We start from the raw sequence: 15989 nt of genomic DNA, 5'->3' as shown, positions 1-15989 counted from the left end.
CTTGAACGCAGAGGGCGGCCCGGTGTGATCCGGGCCGCCCTTTTCATTGCTTCAGACCGCGGTGAGGCCGCAGTCCTGGCTGCGCTGGCCGAAGGTCAGGGCCCAGGTCGCGCTGTCCACCTGCTGGCGGTCCAGCGCCTGCTGCTTGCGTGCGCGGCTGGCGCCGAACCAGCGGCCTTCGCCATTGATCAGCGGCGCCATGCGCACCACGTCCACGTACTCCGGATCGATCTCGCTGGCGCGTTGCAGCCATGTCAGCGCCAGGAATGCATTGGCCGGCACGCCATTGCCGGCGTGGTAGATGTCGGCCAGGTAGCCGGCGGCCCACAACTTGTCGTCGTCGTCGCCGCGCCACCAGAGTGGAATCAATGCGCGTTCGACCGCTTCGCGCTTGTGCCCGTCGTTCTGGCCGTCCAGTGCCAGGCAGGCCAGGTTGCGGCAGGCCGGGCCCCATACGCGCTCACCCGCTTCGGCTTGCTGCAGGCAGCGCAGGTACAGGTCGCGTGCGCGCCCTTCGTTCTCCGCGCCGCCTGCAGCGACGAGGCGCACGGCCAGGTTGTAGGTGGCGATCAGGTCGCCGCCGTCCATCGCGCGCTCCTGCCAGTACGCGGCCTTCTCTGCATCAACGAACTGCGGCTGGTCACGGCCGCCGAGGCGCCCCTTGTACAGGTCGCATAGCGCCGACATCGCGCCCGCGTCGCCCGCTTCGGCCATGCGCTGCAGCAGTGCATGGCCGGCAGCCTGCGAGACATCACAGAACAGGTTGGCCGCAAACGTGACCGCCGAAGTGTTGTCCTGTTGTGCAAGCTTCAGCGCGCGCTGCAAAAGGGCATTGGCGCGCGTCGGATCGCTGGCCTGGCCGAGCAGACCATGCTCGATGGCGGTGGCAGCCCAGAGCAGGCCGATCGCCGAATCGCCCTCGCGCGCGGCATAGTCCACCACCTGTGCGAACAAGGCTTCGGCACCGTCGACATGGGCGAACCAGGTGCAGGCCTCCAGGTTGCCGAGGCCCTCATGCAGAACCACGTCACGGTCCAGCACCCATGCCTGCTGCAGATCTTCAAGTACCGCCTGCATGTGGCGCGCATCCCACTGCACTACGTCTTCGGTGTCTTCAATGCGGCCGAGCCGGTAGCGCAGCCCGGCACGCTGGGCCAGAACCTGCGCGCGCAGGTTGCGGTCCAGGTGCCAGTCGAGGATCTGCGCATACGCGCGCTCGTGTGCGGCCACGGCATCGGCATCCTCGCGGTGCGGCAGGTCGCCCATCCAGTCCTGTTCCTTGTGCCACCGCAGCGCGTTGCTATGCGCCAGCTCCAGGCCGCGGCACCAGCCTCCCTCGATGAAATCCTCCATCGCCTCATGGCTGCCGCCCCAGCGTGGGTACAGGAAGTACAGGGTGTCTTCCAGTGTGGCCAGATCGTCCGGGCGCTGCTCCAGTACCAGGCGCATCCAGTAGCTCAGCGGTGCATCGAAATCGTCCTGGCTGCGGCCGCGCAGCAACGGCGGCAGCGTTTCAGGCAACGCCTGCAGCGGTGCGCCGAAGCGCGCCAGCAGCTGCAATGCCTGCGGCCAGGCCTGAGGGTAGCGCTCGGCCAGTGCGGCTTCATTGGACGCGGCCGGCTCCCCGGCCTGCAACGCACGCAGCCAGTCCGGTTCGCGCAGGTAGCTGGTAATGCGCTTGATGCCATCCAGCGCCAGCGCCGGGCGCGGCGACAGCGGGATCGCCTGCAGGTAGGCATGCACGGCGTGGTCGCGCGCCTGCTGTGCGGCCAGCCACTGGCTGTCTTCGACCAGTGCGGCCACGTCGGCGCTGCGCAGGGCGCCGGCCGCTTCCTCCCAGCAGGCGCCCAAGCGCAGCCAGGCGTAGTAGCTGCCGGGAGCGGCCGAGGCCCACTGCTGGGCCTGTAGCAGACGCGCTTCCAGCGTCAGGGTGGCGTCGTGCAGGTTGCGCAACCGCCAGCGGATGCCGGGTAACGCATTCTTTCCCTGCAGCCAGGCGTGCTCATGCGGAGCAAGCAACGCATCCAGTTCGGTATAACGGTGCTCCTGCAGCGCGGTACGCGCCTGCACGCGCCAGGCGAGGTCTTCTGGGGAAAGCCCGTCTTTTGCAAATCCATTTGTCATTGCTGCAGTCCAGCGAGTATGAGGCTGGACATTAGAAGCGCGGTCGTTGCCTGCGGCAAGCAGGACATGCGGCTGCCGTGGCGGTGGCATTCAGCAGGCGCCTTGCTTGAGGCAGCGATTCAATCCGGATCGGTTTCGTCAACGTGCAAGACCTCTCCGCGGACCTGATAGCCCGCTGCACGCAGATGTTCCGGCCAGGGAGGCGTCGCCATTTCCTCCAGTGCCATCGACAGTCGCGAAGCGAGATACAGGGGGGGCGCTTCCAGCCAGTCAAGATAGGCATCGCTGTGGATGAGTGCGCGCAGCGCGGTGCGGTCGTGCCATTGGGAGGTCGGCAGCAAGGAGAATCCAGTCACCCGGAACAGGCGTTCGCGTTGCGGGTCAGCCATGTGCAGCGGGAATGCGAGCAGCAGCTCAGGCTGGTAGGCAAGGGTGCGCTGGCCCTGTCTCCACGCCTCGATACCGGCGCGATCCATGCCAGGCACGGCGCCGTCCAGGGCCAGTCGGCCACCGGCTTGGAAATAGCCGTGCATCAGGGCATGCGGATGCAGCCAAGGTTCGAGCTTGTCCTGTTCGCTGGCAGCGGGGTCCTGTTCGATCAGCCGTGCCGACAACGCCAGGTAGTGGACCGAACGGGCGAGATCCAGTCCGCTGGCCAGTGCTGCGTAGGCGTTGAGCTGGCTGTTGCGATCCGTGCAGGGGTGCTGCTGCGCGTCGTCGGCGACCCGCTGTGCAAGAGCCAGGTAACGTTCTGCGCCTTCTGGATCCTTGAACAGCGCCCGGTAGCGCTGTGGCTCCCGCATCACTTCGATGGCGGCCTCACGATCGCCACGCGACAGCGCATCGCGCATGTACTCGAGTGCCTGCATTACGGGAACTCCAGAGGGGGATGGACAGGAGACCGGGTACGCCGCTGTGGCCGTGGCGGTGCCGCCGGCCAGCAGCAGCGAGCCGATCATCCATCGTGACATGCGGGAAGAGGGCCATGCGGGCATGCAGCAACGTCCTTGTCGAGCACTGGCAGGGGCCGTCCCGTGAGGCGGCCGACGTGGTTTACTGGTGCGCCGGCAGCAGCGCCTGCAATCGCGATTCCAGCTCCTGCTGGCGCCAGCCGGCCAGTGCGGCCGGCCACTGGCGGCGCTCCAGGTAGCTTTCCAGATGCTTGCGCGAGGCGAGGATGCCATCCGGCAGGCCCAGCTCGCGGCTGCGTTCGGCCACGGCATCCTGCAGCTTCTTCACCGCTTGCTTGTTGCTGTCGTTGGCGGGCAGCGCCAGCGGTGCCTCGGCCTCATCGGCCAGCGGCGTGTCCAGCGCCTGCCACACGGCGCCGGCGAGCTTGCGCGGCGCCTTCGGGAACTGCTCGAACAGCTGGCCCAGCGCGGTGGCATCGGTCGGGGGCGTGCGTGCCAGCGTGGCGGCCAGTTCGTTGTCCAGGATCCAGCTGCGCGGGCGATCGCTGCTGCGTGCCTGCGTATCGCGCCAGCGCAGCAGGCGCAGCAGGCGACGTTGCGCGGCGGCGTCGAGGAACTGTGCCGAGCGCATTGACAGGTGGGGCCAGCGGTCCTCGTCGTTGGCGACGCTGGCCAGCAGGCGCTCGCCATCTTCGTGCAGCCACTGCTGGCGGCCCAGCGCCTGCAGCTTGGCATCGATGGCGTCATGCAGCGCGAACAGATGCTCGACGTCATCGGCGGCGTACTGCAGCTGCGACTCTGACAGCGGTCGGCGCATCCAGTCCGATCGGGTCTCACCCTTCACCAGGGCGACGCCGGTGATTTCCGCCACCAGCTTCTGGTAGCCCATGCCACCGCCGATGCCGGCCAGCGAGGCGCCGATCTGGGTGTCGAACAGCGGTCGTGGCAGCACCCCGCAGGCCCACTTGAAGGCGACCAGATCTTCGCTGGCGCTGTGCATCACCTTGATGATCGATTCATCGGCCAGCCACGGCGCCAGTGCCTCGGTCATGCCCGGGATCAGTGGGTCGATCAGCAGGATGTCCTGGCCGATGGCCATCTGCACCAGTGCCAGCTGCGGCCAGAAGGTGCGTTCACGGATGAATTCGGTGTCCAGGCCGATGCGGGCCGGGCGCTGCTGGAAGTATGCATCCAGCTCAGCGGGGGTGGTGATCCAGGTTGCCACGGGTCGGGGCCTACTACTCGGGTTTGCTCAGGCAGGGGAGAATAGCCTAACGTCGGTCCGCATCCGTGCCGAAGGAGATCCTGCTTGCGTTTTCCGCTGTCGTCCGTGCTGTGCACCGCCCTGGCCGTGGCCCTGGCTGGCTGCACGCCGTCGCCCTCGGCGGCGCCGGAGCCGGGACCGGCCGCGGGCGAAGACGCGCGGCCGCAGGAAGGTTCGCCGGCGGCCGCGATGCCGGAGGCGGGGCAGGGCAGCGTGACCATTGCCGGTGAAGATGCCGCCGAAGATGTGCAGCGGTGGACGCCACCGCGGGTCGATCGGCAGGGGCGCAGCCTGGCCCAGCTGCGCCGCGCGGCCGAGAAGGCATTCAGCGAAGGGCGCCTGTACGAGGACGCCGACGCGGCGGTTCCGCTGTGGTTGGCGGTGCAGGAGGAAGACCCGGATGACCGCCAGGCCCGCAATGGCCTGCAGCGTGCACACCAGCGCCTGCAGCAGCAGGCCGATGCCCTGCTGGCCCGGCCCTTGCAGCAGCGTGAGGCATTGGCCGAGGCCAGCCGCCAGGCGCTGGTACTGCTGACCCTGGCGCCGAAGGACGAGACGGTGCGTGCGCTGCAGGGCCGGGTGGAGCTTGCCCAGCGCGTGGTGGCCTACAACCGCGCTGGCGAGGAAGACCTGCGTTCGGGGCGGATCGGCGAGGACGGTGCGATCGGCAACTTCCGTGAGGCGCTGGCCCTGGATGAACATAACAGCCGGGCGCGGCAGGGCCTGGCTGCGGCCGAGAGCGGCCTGATCCGGCGTGCCGAGGACGCAGCGCGCGTGCGCGATTTTGCCAGCGCCGGCACTTGGCTGGCCGAGGCCAGCAAGGTGCGCGATTCGTCACCAACCATTGCCGATGCCTTCGAACGCATCGAACAGATCCGCGCGGCCGCACTGCTGCAGCTGCGCGACGATGGCTTGCGTGACCTGGCGACGCCGCAGGGCCTGAAGCCGGCGCGCGAAAAGCTGGGCGAGGCCCTGCGCATCGCCTTGCCCGGCGATGCGGTGGTGGCCCAGTTGCGTGAACGCATCGATCTGGCCACCCACTACGGCAGTTTCCGTCCTGGGCAGGTCTTCAGCGACGCCATGCGTGATGGTGGGCGCGGCCCGCAGATGGTGGTCGTACCCCATGGCGGCTTCCAGATGGGTGCGGGTGATGCCGAGCCAGGTGCCACCGATGCCGAGCGGCCCTCGCATTACGTGCGCTTCGACCGCGGCTTTGCGATGGCGATCACCGAGGTCACCGTCGGCGATTTCGAGCGCTATGTGAACTCGACCAATGCGCGGCCGCGAGCAACGCGGCGTGGCCACTCGGTGGTCTATGACGAGCGCAGTGGTAATTTCATCCGCCGCAGCGGGGTGGACTGGCGCTCCGATTACGACGGGTCGCGTGCACTGGGCAATTCGCCGGTGATGCATGTCAGCGTGCGTGATGCCGAGAATTACGCAGCGTGGTTGTCCGAGCAGACAGGACGCAGCTACCGGCTACCCAGCGAGGCCGAGTTTGAGTATGCGCTGCGCGCCGGCAGCAGTGGCCGCTATTCGTGGGGCGACGCCGGCACGCCGCCGCCCGGCACCGGCAACCTCACCGGCAGCAAGGATGTTTCCCCCTCGGGACGGCACTGGCACAACGCTTTCATCGGCTATGGCGATGGCTGGTGGGGACCGGCGCCGGTGGCCAGTTTCCAGGCCAATGCCTTCGGCCTGCATGACATGGCCGGCAATCTCAGTGAATGGGTGGCCGACTGCTGGCATGCCAGCTACCGGCGTGCGCCGTCCGACGGTGTGGCCTGGTTCAATCCGGGCTGCAGGTCACGGGTGATCCGGGGTGGCAACTGGGCGAACGCGCCCGAGCAGACACGTGCGGCATGGCGGCAATCCCAGGATTCGGACACCACCAACGCGCGCATCGGCTTCCGCCTGGTGCGTGGCATCTGAGCGACCCCGGCTTCACCCGCTGCACGCATCGGCGCACTAAGATTGCGCCGTGCCCGCCAGCCGGCGGGGCCTGCCGGAAGACCGCCCGATGCGCAACGATCCCTTCTCCCGCTCGCCGCAAGGCCCGCAACGGCGCGGCCTGTTCGGCAACATCCGTTGGTGGGTGCTGCTGTTGGCGGCCGGCTATGCGGTGTTCTACTGGTTCTCCAATCGTACGGTCGACCCTTACACCGGCGAGAAGGTGATGATCGACAGCAGCCTGGATGCGCGCCAGGAGACCGCGTTGGGGTTGCAGGCCTATCAGCAGATCCTGTCGCAGGAACGGCCGATGGATCCGAATGCGCCGATCGCGCGCGATGTGCGCGACATCGCGCAGCGCCTGATCGCCAAGGTCGACGTGGTGGAGACCGCGCTGGCGCAGGAGCACGGCGTGCAGCCTGCGCATTTCGCCCGGGATTTCCAGTGGGAAGTGAATGTGATCCCGTCCGACCAGGCCAATGCGTTCTGCCTGCCGGGCGGCAAGATGGCGGTCTACACCGGACTGGTGCCGGTGGCGCGCACCCGCGATGCGATGGCGGTGGTGATGGGCCATGAGATCGCCCATGCGCTGCTGCGCCATGGTGCACAGCGCATGGCCCAGCAGAAGCTGACCCAGATCGGGCAGGTGGCCGGCGCCGCCAGCGGCATGGATGCGCAGCAGCAACAGATGATGATGTCGGCGATGGGCTACGGTTACCTGCTGCCGTATGCGCGTAGCCACGAGACGCAGGCCGACGAAGTGGGCCTGATGCTGGCTGCTGCGGCGTGCTTCGATCCACGCGAGGCGGTGCCCCTGTGGCAGCGCATGGGCCAGGCCAGCGGCGGCCAGTCGCCGCCGGAGTTCGCCTCTACCCACCCGAACCCGGGTACCCGTATCCAGAACCTGCAGGCGCTGATGCCGAAGGCGCTCGAATACCGGCAGAAATTCTGCGAGCAGGCAAAGTAGGGGGTGTTCGGCAGGGCTTGCGGCCCTGCACCCGCCGAAGCCAGAGCAACAGCAACAGCAACAGCAACAGCATGCATTCCGCGGGATGGCGGGGTGGGTCCGGTTGCGGGAGACGCCGTAAACCCGTCCATGGGGGCTTGGCCGCGGCATCCATGCCGCGGACACTCCCGCAACCGGACCCACCCCGCCTTCGACAGATGTCTGCGATCTGTCGGAATTGCGCGGGGTCAGATCCGTTTTCCGTAGGAAAACGGATCTGACCCCGAATTGATTCGATATCTGACAGAGATTCATCCACGCATGGCGTGGATCTGCCGTGTCGACCAAGGTCGACACCTACCAACAGCCTCCGGAATCTGTCAGAGGTGGGGCGGTGTCGGAGTGCGGGGTGTCAGCCGCATGGGCCCGAGGCATGCCTCGGGCGGGTTGGGCAGGACGCCCAACCCCGGTCTTGCCGTGTGCGCAGGACTGCGCACACGAGCAAGCGGCTGCCAAGCTTACAGGGACGTACTTGCAGCGTCCCCGCACTCCGACACCGCCCCACCATCCCACGGAATGCACGCTTTTGACGTTGACGTTGACGTTGCCTTGGCTTGAAGCCTCTGCAGGTGCAGGGCGCAGCCCTGCCGAACCCCCTTCTACTTGACCCGCACGTCAATCACGCCGTCGCCAACGCGGGCCTGCAGTGCGTCACCGGGTTGTACCTGATCGATCTTCCGCACCAGGGTGCCGTCGTCACTGCGGGTGAGGATGCTGTAGCCGCGGGCCACGGTCGCCAGCGGGCTGACCGCTTCCAGCGAACGCGCCAGCCCGCGCAGGCGAAGTGCATCGCGCTCCAGCAGTCGCTGCATGGTTGCCTGCGGCCGCCCGCGCAGGGCGGCCAGACGGCGCTGCATCGTGTCGAGCTGGCGCTGCGGATGGTGCCCGCGCAGCACCGCCGCCGCATGACGCAGGCGCGCTGAACGGCGCTCCTGCTGCTGGTTGAACGCGGCATGCAGGCGCCGGCCCAGGTCCAGCTGACGGCGGCGCAGCAGGTCCAGCCGCGCCTGCGGGCTCTGTGCGTTCAGGCGCAGCAGGGCGCGGTCGGCGCGCTGCATGGCCTGCTGCATCGCATGCCGTTGCAGCTGCACCATGCGCGCGGCCGTGCGGCGCACGCGCAGCGCCAGTTCGCGCTGGTCGGGTACCAGCAGTTCGGCCGCCACCGATGGCGTTGGCGCGCGCAGGTCGGCGGCGAAGTCGCTCAGGCTGAAGTCGGTTTCGTGGCCGACCGCCGAAACCACCGGGGTGCGGCTGGCGGCGATGGCGCGGGCCAGCGCTTCATCGTTGAACGCCCACAGGTCTTCCAGCGAACCGCCACCGCGGGTCAGCAGGATCACGTCGTAGCGGCCACTGGCATCGGCTGCCTGCAGCAGGCGGGTGATCTGTGCGGCGGCGCTGCTGCCCTGCACCAGGGTCGGCAGCAGGTCTACTTCCAGCAGCGGGAAGCGGCGGCCGAGCACGCTCAGCACGTCGCGCACGGCAGCGCCGGTGGGCGAGGTGATCACCGCCAGGCGCTGCACGTGCACCGGCAGTGGCCGCTTGCGCGCCGGGTCGAACAGGCCTTCGGCTTCCAGCCGTGCCTTCAGTTCCTCGAAGGCGCGGCGCAGTGCGCCTTCGCCGGCTTCCTCCATGTGGTCAAGCACCATCTGGTACTCGCCACGGGCGTCGTACAGGGTCACCTTGCCGCGCACCAGTACGCGCATGCCTTCGCGCGGGACGAACTTCAGGTATTGCGCCTTCATCCGGAACATGGCCGCACGCAGCTGCGCGCGCGCATCCTTCAGGGTGAAGTAGAGGTGTCCGGAGGCTGGGCGCGCCACGCTGCCCAGCTCGGCCTCGACCCAGATCGCCGGGAAGCTGCCTTCCAGCAGGTCGCGGGCCAGCGTGTTGAGCTGGCTGGGGGTGAGGATGTCGTTGTTGCGTGGCTGCATGGGAACGGCGTGCTGCGGGCGGAACGGGGACTCAGGATCGCACGTCAGCGCACCGTGTGCTGGCCCAGCGCCCACTGCACGTGTTCACGCACCAACGGCGAGGGATCATCGACGCGGGTATGCAACGCGGCCAGCGCTTCGGTGGTGGATGGCGCATTGCCCAACGCCACGGCGATGTTGCGTAGCCAGCGCTCATGGCCGCTGCGCCGGATCGGGCTGCCTTCGGTGCGTCGCAGGAATTCTGCCTCGTCCCAGGCGAACAGCTGGTCCAGCCGCGCGGTGTCGAGATTGTTGCGCGCGCGGAAGTCGGCTTCGTCGGTGCGCTTGGCGAACTTGTTCCAAGGGCAGACCAGCTGGCAGTCGTCACAGCCATAGATGCGGTTGCCGATCAGCGGGCGCATGTCCTCGGGGATGGCACCGTCGTGCTCGATGGTCAGGTAGGAAATGCAGCGCCGCGCATCCAGCCGCTGCGGGCCGATGATGGCCTGGGTGGGGCAGACATCGATGCAGCGCGTGCAGGTGCCGCAGTGCGCCGTGGCTGGCGTATCGATCGGCAGGGGGATATCGATGTAGATCTCGCCGATGAAGAACCACGAACCGCCATGGCGGTCGATCAGGCAGGTGTGCTTTCCGATCCAGCCGAGGCCGGCGTTGCGTGCCAGTGCACGTTCCAGCACGGGCGCAGAATCGACGAACACGCGGTAGCCCAGCGGTGCCACTTCATCGTTGATCTGCATGGCCAGCTTCTGCAGGCGGTTGCGCATCAGCTTGTGGTAATCGCGGCCCAATGCGTAGCGGGCCACGTAGGCGCGGCCCGGGTCTGCCAGGGTTGCCCAGGCTTCGGTGTCGTCCTTGTGGCTGTAGTCCATGCCCACCGAGATCACCCGTACGGTGCCGGGCAGCAGCTCGGCCGGGCGCGCGCGCAGGGTGCCGTGGCGCGCCATCCAGTCCATCGTGCCGTACAGGCCCTGGCCCAGCCAGTCGGCCAGGTGCGCTTCATCCTCGCCCAGCTCGATGCCGGCGATGCCGCAGCGCTGGAAGCCATGCGCACGGGCCAGTTCGCGGATGCGCTGCACGGCCTGGGCCGGATCGACAGGGGCGGGGGCGGGGGACATGTGCACCAGTATAAAATCCCTGCATGGCCAACCTTGCCGATCTTTTTGATTCCGCTGCCGCGCGTGCGCTTGATGCGCAGGCCTCGGCGCTGGCCGCCGAGGGCGGTTGGGGCCTGATGGCGCAGGCCGGGCAGGCCGCCTGGCAGTGCCTGCTGCAGCATTGGCCGCAGGCGCAGCGGATCGGTGTGGTGGTCGGTGCGGGCAACAACGGCGGCGATGGCCATGTGCTGGCCCGACACGCGCTGCAGGCCGGACGCGAGGTGATGGTGATCGCCTTGCCGGGGAAGTCGCCGTCAACCGTGCTGGCACGGCGCGCAGCATCGGAATTCAAGTCCGACGGCGGCACCATCACCGATTTCGGCGGCGCGCTGCCCGAGGCCGATATCTGGGTCGATGCCCTGTTCGGCCTGGGCTTCGATCGCGCGCCGGAAGGCGTCGCGCAGGCGCTGATTGTCGCGCTCAATGTGCAGGCGGCACCGGTGCTGGCGCTGGACGTCCCCAGTGGCGTGGATGCCGACCGCGGCGCCGTACCGGGCGAGGCGGTGAGGGCGGCACTGACCCTGCAGTTCATCGTGCCGCATCGCGGGCTGTATACCGGCGATGCGCTGGATCATTGCGGGCGGAAGGCGCTGGCGCCGCTGCAGCTACCCGCGGCCGCATGGCAGGGCGTGTCACCCGCCGCGGAGCATTGGACCCAGGCTCGCTTGCCGCCACTGTTGCCGCCGCGCCGTGCCAATACCCACAAGGGCGAATCCGGGCACGTGCTGTGCGTCGGCGGCAACCATGGCAGCGGCGGTGCCGTCGCGATGGCGGCCGAAGCTGCGTTGCGAGCGGGTGCGGGGCTGCTGAGCCTGGGCACCCGTCGCGATCACGTCGGCCCGTTGCTGGCGCGCCTGCCAGAGGCGATGACCCATGCGCTGGAAGATGGTGATGCGCTGCCGGCACTTCTGGACAAAGCCAAGGTGGTGGCGATCGGGCCTGGATTGGGCCAGGACGAGTGGGCACGCGCACTGTTAGCGCGGGTGCTGTTGTGTGGCAAGCCGCTGGTGATCGATGCCGATGCACTGAACCTGCTGGCGCAGGATCCGCGCGCGCTGCCCGACGCCATCCTTACGCCTCATCCGGGCGAGGCCGCGCGCCTGCTCGGTTGCAGGACCGCTGACGTCCAGGCCGATCGCTTTGCCTGTGCGCAGACGCTCGCCGGGCGCTTCCACGCGGTGGTGGTGCTGAAGGGCGCCGGCAGCATCGTCGCAGCGCCCGGGCAACGGCCACGACTGATTGCTGCCGGCAATCCCGGTATGGCTGTGGGTGGCATGGGTGACCTGCTGACAGGCATCATCGCCAGCCTGCGCGCGCAGGGCCTGGCCGCCTTCGATGCCGCCGCCGCTGGCGCGCTGCTGCATGCACTGGCCGGCGATATCGCCGCCGCCGACGGCGCGCGCGGCCTGCTCCCAACTGATCTGCTGGTGCCGCTGCGGCGACTGGCCAACCCGGAACTCTCTCCATGACCGATTTCTTCCTTGCCGACAGCGATGCCACTGAACTGCTCGGGCAGTGGCTGGCGGCTACGCGGCCGCCGCAGGCACTGATCGAGCTGCGCGGCGACCTGGGTGCCGGCAAGTCCACCACGGCCCGTGCGCTGCTGCGCGCGCTGGGCGTGCAGGGTGCGATCCGCAGCCCGACCTATACCCTGGTCGAGCGCTATCCATTGGCCAGCGGGGGCGAGGCCTGGCATCTTGATCTGTACCGGATCGGCCAGGCCGGCGAGCTCGATTTCCTCGGCCTGGATGAGGGCGGCGCAGTATTGTGGCTGGTGGAATGGCCGGAACGCGGCGCTGGCGCGCTGCCGCCGACCGACCTGGTGGTGGCGCTGGAGATCGAGGGGCAGGGGCGTCGCGTCCGTCTCACTGGGGCCAGCGACATAGGACGTGAATGGCTGGAACGGCTTCCCAAGGGGGGCGACTTGCAGGCCATTTCTGTTGGTTGACGAGAACAAACACCGGCAGGTTACGGATTATTAAGGAAAAAGGTGTTGCATTCCGTTCAGCGGGGTGATTGAATCCTGAGCCATGCGCCCGGGGAACCGTCTCATCGCCATCTGTGCCGCCGTCGGACTGGGTCTGGCGAGCGTCAGTGCGTGGGCGGGTGAAGTCCGCCAGGTCCTGCTGAATACTGGCGCTACCGGCACCCGTGCCGAGATATCGCTGGTCGGCAGCGGCGGCTACAAGACGCTGTCGCTGGCCGGCCCGAACCGCCTGGTGGTCGATTTCCCGGACTCCAGCGCCATACGCAACCTGAAGATGCCGGCCGCGCAGGGCGTGGTCACGGCGGTGCGTACCGGACAGCCGGTTCCGGGAACGTTCCGCGTTGTTTTCGACCTCGCCGAATCGGTGGCGCCGTTCCGCCCGCAGATGCAGCGCGAGGGCAATGAATCCAAGCTGGTGATCGAATGGCCGGGTGATGGCCCGGCCGTGGCCACCAGTCGCCCCGCGACGACGCCGGCCGTGCAGCCGCAGGCACCCGCTGCGGGGCCTGCACCCACTCCGGCCGAGAGTGCGCAGTCGCGCACCGATGCCGCGCGTGCCACAGCCCTGCTGACCGCACAGGTACAGCAGCAGGCCAGCGCCACCGCCGCCGCACCGGCAACGCCGACCCCGGCACCGGCCACCGCGCCGGCCCAGGTTGCTGCGGCCGGCGTCAGCGCCAGCAGCACGCCCTCGTCCTCGCCGGCCGCGATCCTCGCCGGCCAGCGCACCGCGGCGGTGGTGACCACGCCGCCAGCCACGGTGCCCACCCCGGCACCGAAGCCGGCCGAGCCGCCGCGTCCGGCAATGCCCAGCGATGCGTCGCGTATCCGCATGCAGGCCGGCATGCGCCACCTGGTGGTGGCGATCGATCCCGGCCACGGCGGCCAGGACCCGGGTGCGATCGGCCCGACCGGCAAGCGCGAGAAGGATGTCACCCTGGCGGTGGCGCGCGAGCTGGCCCGTCAGGTCAACGCCACGCCGGGCCTGAAGGCCTATCTGACGCGCGACAGCGACGTGTTCATTCCGCTGCCCATGCGTGCGCAGAAGGCGCGTGCGAACAAGGCGGACATCTTCATCTCGATCCATGCCGACGCGGCTGAAAACCGTTCGGCCACGGGCTCGTCGGTCTACGTGCTGTCGACCAAGGGCGCCTCTTCGCAGCGCGCCCGCTGGCTGGCGGACAAGGAAAACGCGGCCGACCTGGTCGGTGGCGTGCGCCTGCAGCAGACCGAAGGCACCTTGGCCAACGTGTTGCTGGATCTGGCGCAGAGTGGCTACATGAAGGCGTCTGAAGACGCGGCCGGCCACGTGCTGGGCGGCCTGAAGCGGATCGGCAACAACCACAAGCCGAACATCGAACGCGCCAACTTCGCGGTGCTGCGCACTTCGGACATGCCGGCGATGCTGGTGGAAACCGCGTTCATCTCCAATCCGGATGAAGAGCGCCGCCTGATCGACCCGGCGTACCAGCGCAAGATCGCTGGCGCGGTGCTGGATGGCGTGCACACCTTCTTCAGCCGCCAGCCGCCACCGGGCACGCTGTATGCCGCCCGGGCCCAGGCCGAGATCGACGCTGCTGCCACCATGGCCGGCGGCAGCAAGTAACGCGTCCGTTTTCTGCAGAGTCGAGTCATGCCGACTCCCGGGTCAACCGGCGGGTCGACGGTCAGCCGCAGTCGAGCATGGTTCGACCCTACAAGCGGCCGCTCCGCTATCATCGACTCATGAAGTCTGCTGCCCATCACCCCACATGAGCGCGCCCGGTCCGCGCCCGATCCGGCCGTTGCCGGAGATCCTGATCAACCAGATCGCCGCAGGCGAAGTGGTCGAACGTCCTGCGTCGGTGGTCAAGGAGCTGGTCGAGAACGCGATCGACGCCGGCGCCAGCCGCGTCGATATCGACCTTGAGGAGGGCGGTGTCCGCCTGATCCGCATCCGCGACAACGGCAGTGGCATCGCACCGGAACAGTTGCCACTGGCGGTGTCGCGCCATGCCACCAGCAAGATCGCTGACCTGGATGATCTCGAATCGGTGGCTACCCTCGGTTTCCGTGGTGAAGCGTTGCCGTCGATCGCGTCGGTCAGCCGCTTCACCCTGTCCTCGCGCCGGGCGCACGACGAGCATGGTTCCGCACTGCAGATTGAAGGCGGCAAGATCGGCGAGGTGACCCCGCGCGCGCATGCGCCGGGCACCACGGTGGAAGTGCGCGAGCTGTTCTACAACGTGCCGGCGCGGCGCAAGTTCCTGCGCGCCGAGCGCACCGAACTGGGCCATATTGAAGAGTGGCTGCGTTCACTGGCGCTGGCACGGCCGGATGTCGAGCTACGCGTGTCGCACAACGGCAAGGCTTCGCGCCGCTACAAGCCGGGCGATCTGTATTCCGATGCGCGCCTTGCCGAAACGCTGGGCGAGGATTTCGCCAACCAGGCCGTTCGGGTGGACCACAGTGGTGCCGGCCTGCGCCTGCATGGCTGGATCGCACAGCCGCATTATTCACGGGCCAGCGCCGACCAGCAGTACCTGTACGTCAATGGACGTTCGGTGCGTGACCGCAGCGTCGCCCACGCAGTGAAGATGGCCTACGGCGATGTGCTGTACCACGGCCGCCAGCCGGCCTATGTACTGTTCCTCGAACTGGACCCGACCCGCGTCGACGTCAACGTGCATCCGGCCAAGCACGAGGTGCGCTTCCGTGATTCGCGGCTGGTCCATGATTTCGTCTACCGCACGCTGAAGGATGCGCTGGCCGATACCCGCGCCGGCATGTCGGCGCAGGAGATCGGTGCTGGCCCGGTGCTTCCGGCGGATGCCACGGCTGCCGCCACGGCATCGAGTGCGGGCGCCTCCGGTTTCGGGCTGGTGCGCGGTCCGGCACCCGGTGCCGGCTCCGGCGGTGGTGGTGGATTCTCCGGGTGGCGACCGCAGCAGCCACTGGGCCTGCAGGTGGCCGATGCACCGGCTGCCTATGCCGCGCTGTATGCCACGCCGGCCGGTGCCGAGCGTGCAGCGGCACTGCCACCCATGCCGACCGAGAACGGGCTGCCGGTCACCAGTGCCGACGCAGGCGTGCCACCGCTGGGTTACGCGATCGCGCAGCTGCACGGCATCTACATCCTGGCCGAGAACGCCGAAGGCCTGATCGTGGTCGACATGCATGCGGCGCACGAGCGCATCGGTTACGAGCGCCTGAAAAACGCGCATGATGGCATCGGCCTGCAGTCGCAGCCGCTGCTGGTACCAATCACGCTGGCGGTCGGTGAGCGCGAGGCAGATACCGCTGAGACCGAAGCCGAAACGCTGGCCACGCTCGGCTTCGAGGTGACCCGTGCCGGCCCCGGCTCGCTGCACGTGCGCAGCATTCCGGCGCTGCTGGCGCATGCCGAACCGGAAGGGCTGTTGCGCGACGTGCTGACCGATCTGCGCGAGCATGGCCAGAGCCGCCGCGTGGCCAGTGCACGCGACGAACTGCTGTCGACCATGGCCTGCCATGGCGCGGTGCGTGCCAACCGGCGCTTGACCGTGCCGGAAATGAACGCGCTGCTGCGCGACATGGAAATCACCGAACGGTCCGGCCAGTGCAACCACGGCCGACCGACCTGGGCCCGTTTTTCGCTGGCGGAGATCGACCGCTGGTTCCTGCGCGGACGTTGAGGGGAGCAT

Annotated in this window: 11 protein-coding genes; 6 read left to right on the top strand and 5 right to left on the bottom strand. The window is 68.3% G+C overall.

Annotated features, from left to right (window positions below; all coding sequences use genetic code 11):
• Window positions 1–51 precede the first annotated feature (51 nt).
• The 3 genes from B9Y82_RS12140 to rnd form a co-directional block, all read right to left on the bottom strand.
• Entirely contained in the window at window positions 52–2124 is a 2073-nt protein-coding gene (locus B9Y82_RS12140; RefSeq protein ID WP_100473425.1) for a DUF4034 domain-containing protein, read from the bottom strand.
• Between the two features lie 119 nt (window positions 2125–2243).
• A complete protein-coding gene (locus tag B9Y82_RS12135; protein WP_100475223.1) occupies window positions 2244–2975 on the bottom strand; it encodes a hypothetical protein in 732 nt (243 codons plus the stop codon).
• Window positions 2976–3177: 202 nt separating this feature from the next.
• Window positions 3178–4260, bottom strand: coding sequence for a ribonuclease D (rnd, locus tag B9Y82_RS12130; protein WP_100473424.1), 1083 nt, complete (start codon window positions 4258–4260; stop codon window positions 3178–3180).
• Window positions 4261–4344: 84 nt separating this feature from the next.
• Here rnd and B9Y82_RS12125 point away from each other — a divergent pair, with 84 nt between their 5' ends.
• On the top strand, window positions 4345–6231 hold the full coding sequence (locus B9Y82_RS12125; RefSeq protein WP_100473423.1) for a formylglycine-generating enzyme family protein: 1887 nt from the start codon (window positions 4345–4347) through the stop codon (window positions 6229–6231).
• An 88-nt stretch (window positions 6232–6319) separates the two neighbouring features.
• Complete coding sequence (locus B9Y82_RS12120; protein WP_006457452.1) at window positions 6320–7216, top strand: M48 family metallopeptidase; 897 nt, start codon at window positions 6320–6322, stop codon at window positions 7214–7216.
• A gap of 638 nt (window positions 7217–7854) precedes the next feature.
• On the opposite strand, the gene xseA is transcribed toward B9Y82_RS12120, so the two are convergent.
• Window positions 7855–9186 carry an exodeoxyribonuclease VII large subunit gene (gene xseA, locus B9Y82_RS12115; RefSeq protein ID WP_100473422.1) on the bottom strand — a complete coding sequence of 444 codons (1332 nt, stop codon included), beginning with the start codon at window positions 9184–9186 and terminating at the stop codon, window positions 7855–7857.
• Between the two features lie 44 nt (window positions 9187–9230).
• Window positions 9231–10301, bottom strand: a complete 1071-nt coding sequence (gene queG, locus B9Y82_RS12110; protein WP_100473421.1) for a tRNA epoxyqueuosine(34) reductase QueG — start codon at window positions 10299–10301, stop codon at window positions 9231–9233.
• A 23-nt stretch (window positions 10302–10324) separates the two neighbouring features.
• Between queG and B9Y82_RS12105 the strand changes: the two genes are divergently transcribed.
• The 4 genes from B9Y82_RS12105 (at window position 10325) to mutL (ending at window position 15980) form a co-directional block, all read left to right on the top strand.
• Window positions 10325–11809, top strand: a complete 1485-nt coding sequence (locus B9Y82_RS12105) for an NAD(P)H-hydrate dehydratase (RefSeq protein WP_100473420.1) — start codon at window positions 10325–10327, stop codon at window positions 11807–11809.
• Window positions 11806–12288, top strand: a complete 483-nt coding sequence (tsaE, locus tag B9Y82_RS12100; RefSeq protein WP_100473419.1) for a tRNA (adenosine(37)-N6)-threonylcarbamoyltransferase complex ATPase subunit type 1 TsaE — start codon at window positions 11806–11808, stop codon at window positions 12286–12288. Before B9Y82_RS12105 ends, tsaE begins: the two co-directional genes overlap by 4 nt.
• An 82-nt stretch (window positions 12289–12370) precedes the next feature.
• Window positions 12371–13933, top strand: a complete 1563-nt coding sequence (locus tag B9Y82_RS12095; protein ID WP_100473418.1) for an N-acetylmuramoyl-L-alanine amidase — start codon at window positions 12371–12373, stop codon at window positions 13931–13933.
• A gap of 145 nt (window positions 13934–14078) precedes the next feature.
• Window positions 14079–15980 (top strand): DNA mismatch repair endonuclease MutL, encoded by a 1902-nt coding sequence (mutL, locus tag B9Y82_RS12090; RefSeq protein WP_100473417.1) that lies wholly within the window; start codon window positions 14079–14081, stop codon window positions 15978–15980.
• Window positions 15981–15989: the final 9 nt, after the last annotated feature.

The sequence above is a fragment of the Stenotrophomonas maltophilia genome (assembly GCF_002799155.1).
Lineage (GTDB): Bacteria > Pseudomonadota > Gammaproteobacteria > Xanthomonadales > Xanthomonadaceae > Stenotrophomonas > Stenotrophomonas maltophilia_R.
The sequence above is the reverse complement of the archived record's forward strand: the minus strand, read 5'-3'. Positions and strand labels throughout refer to the sequence as shown.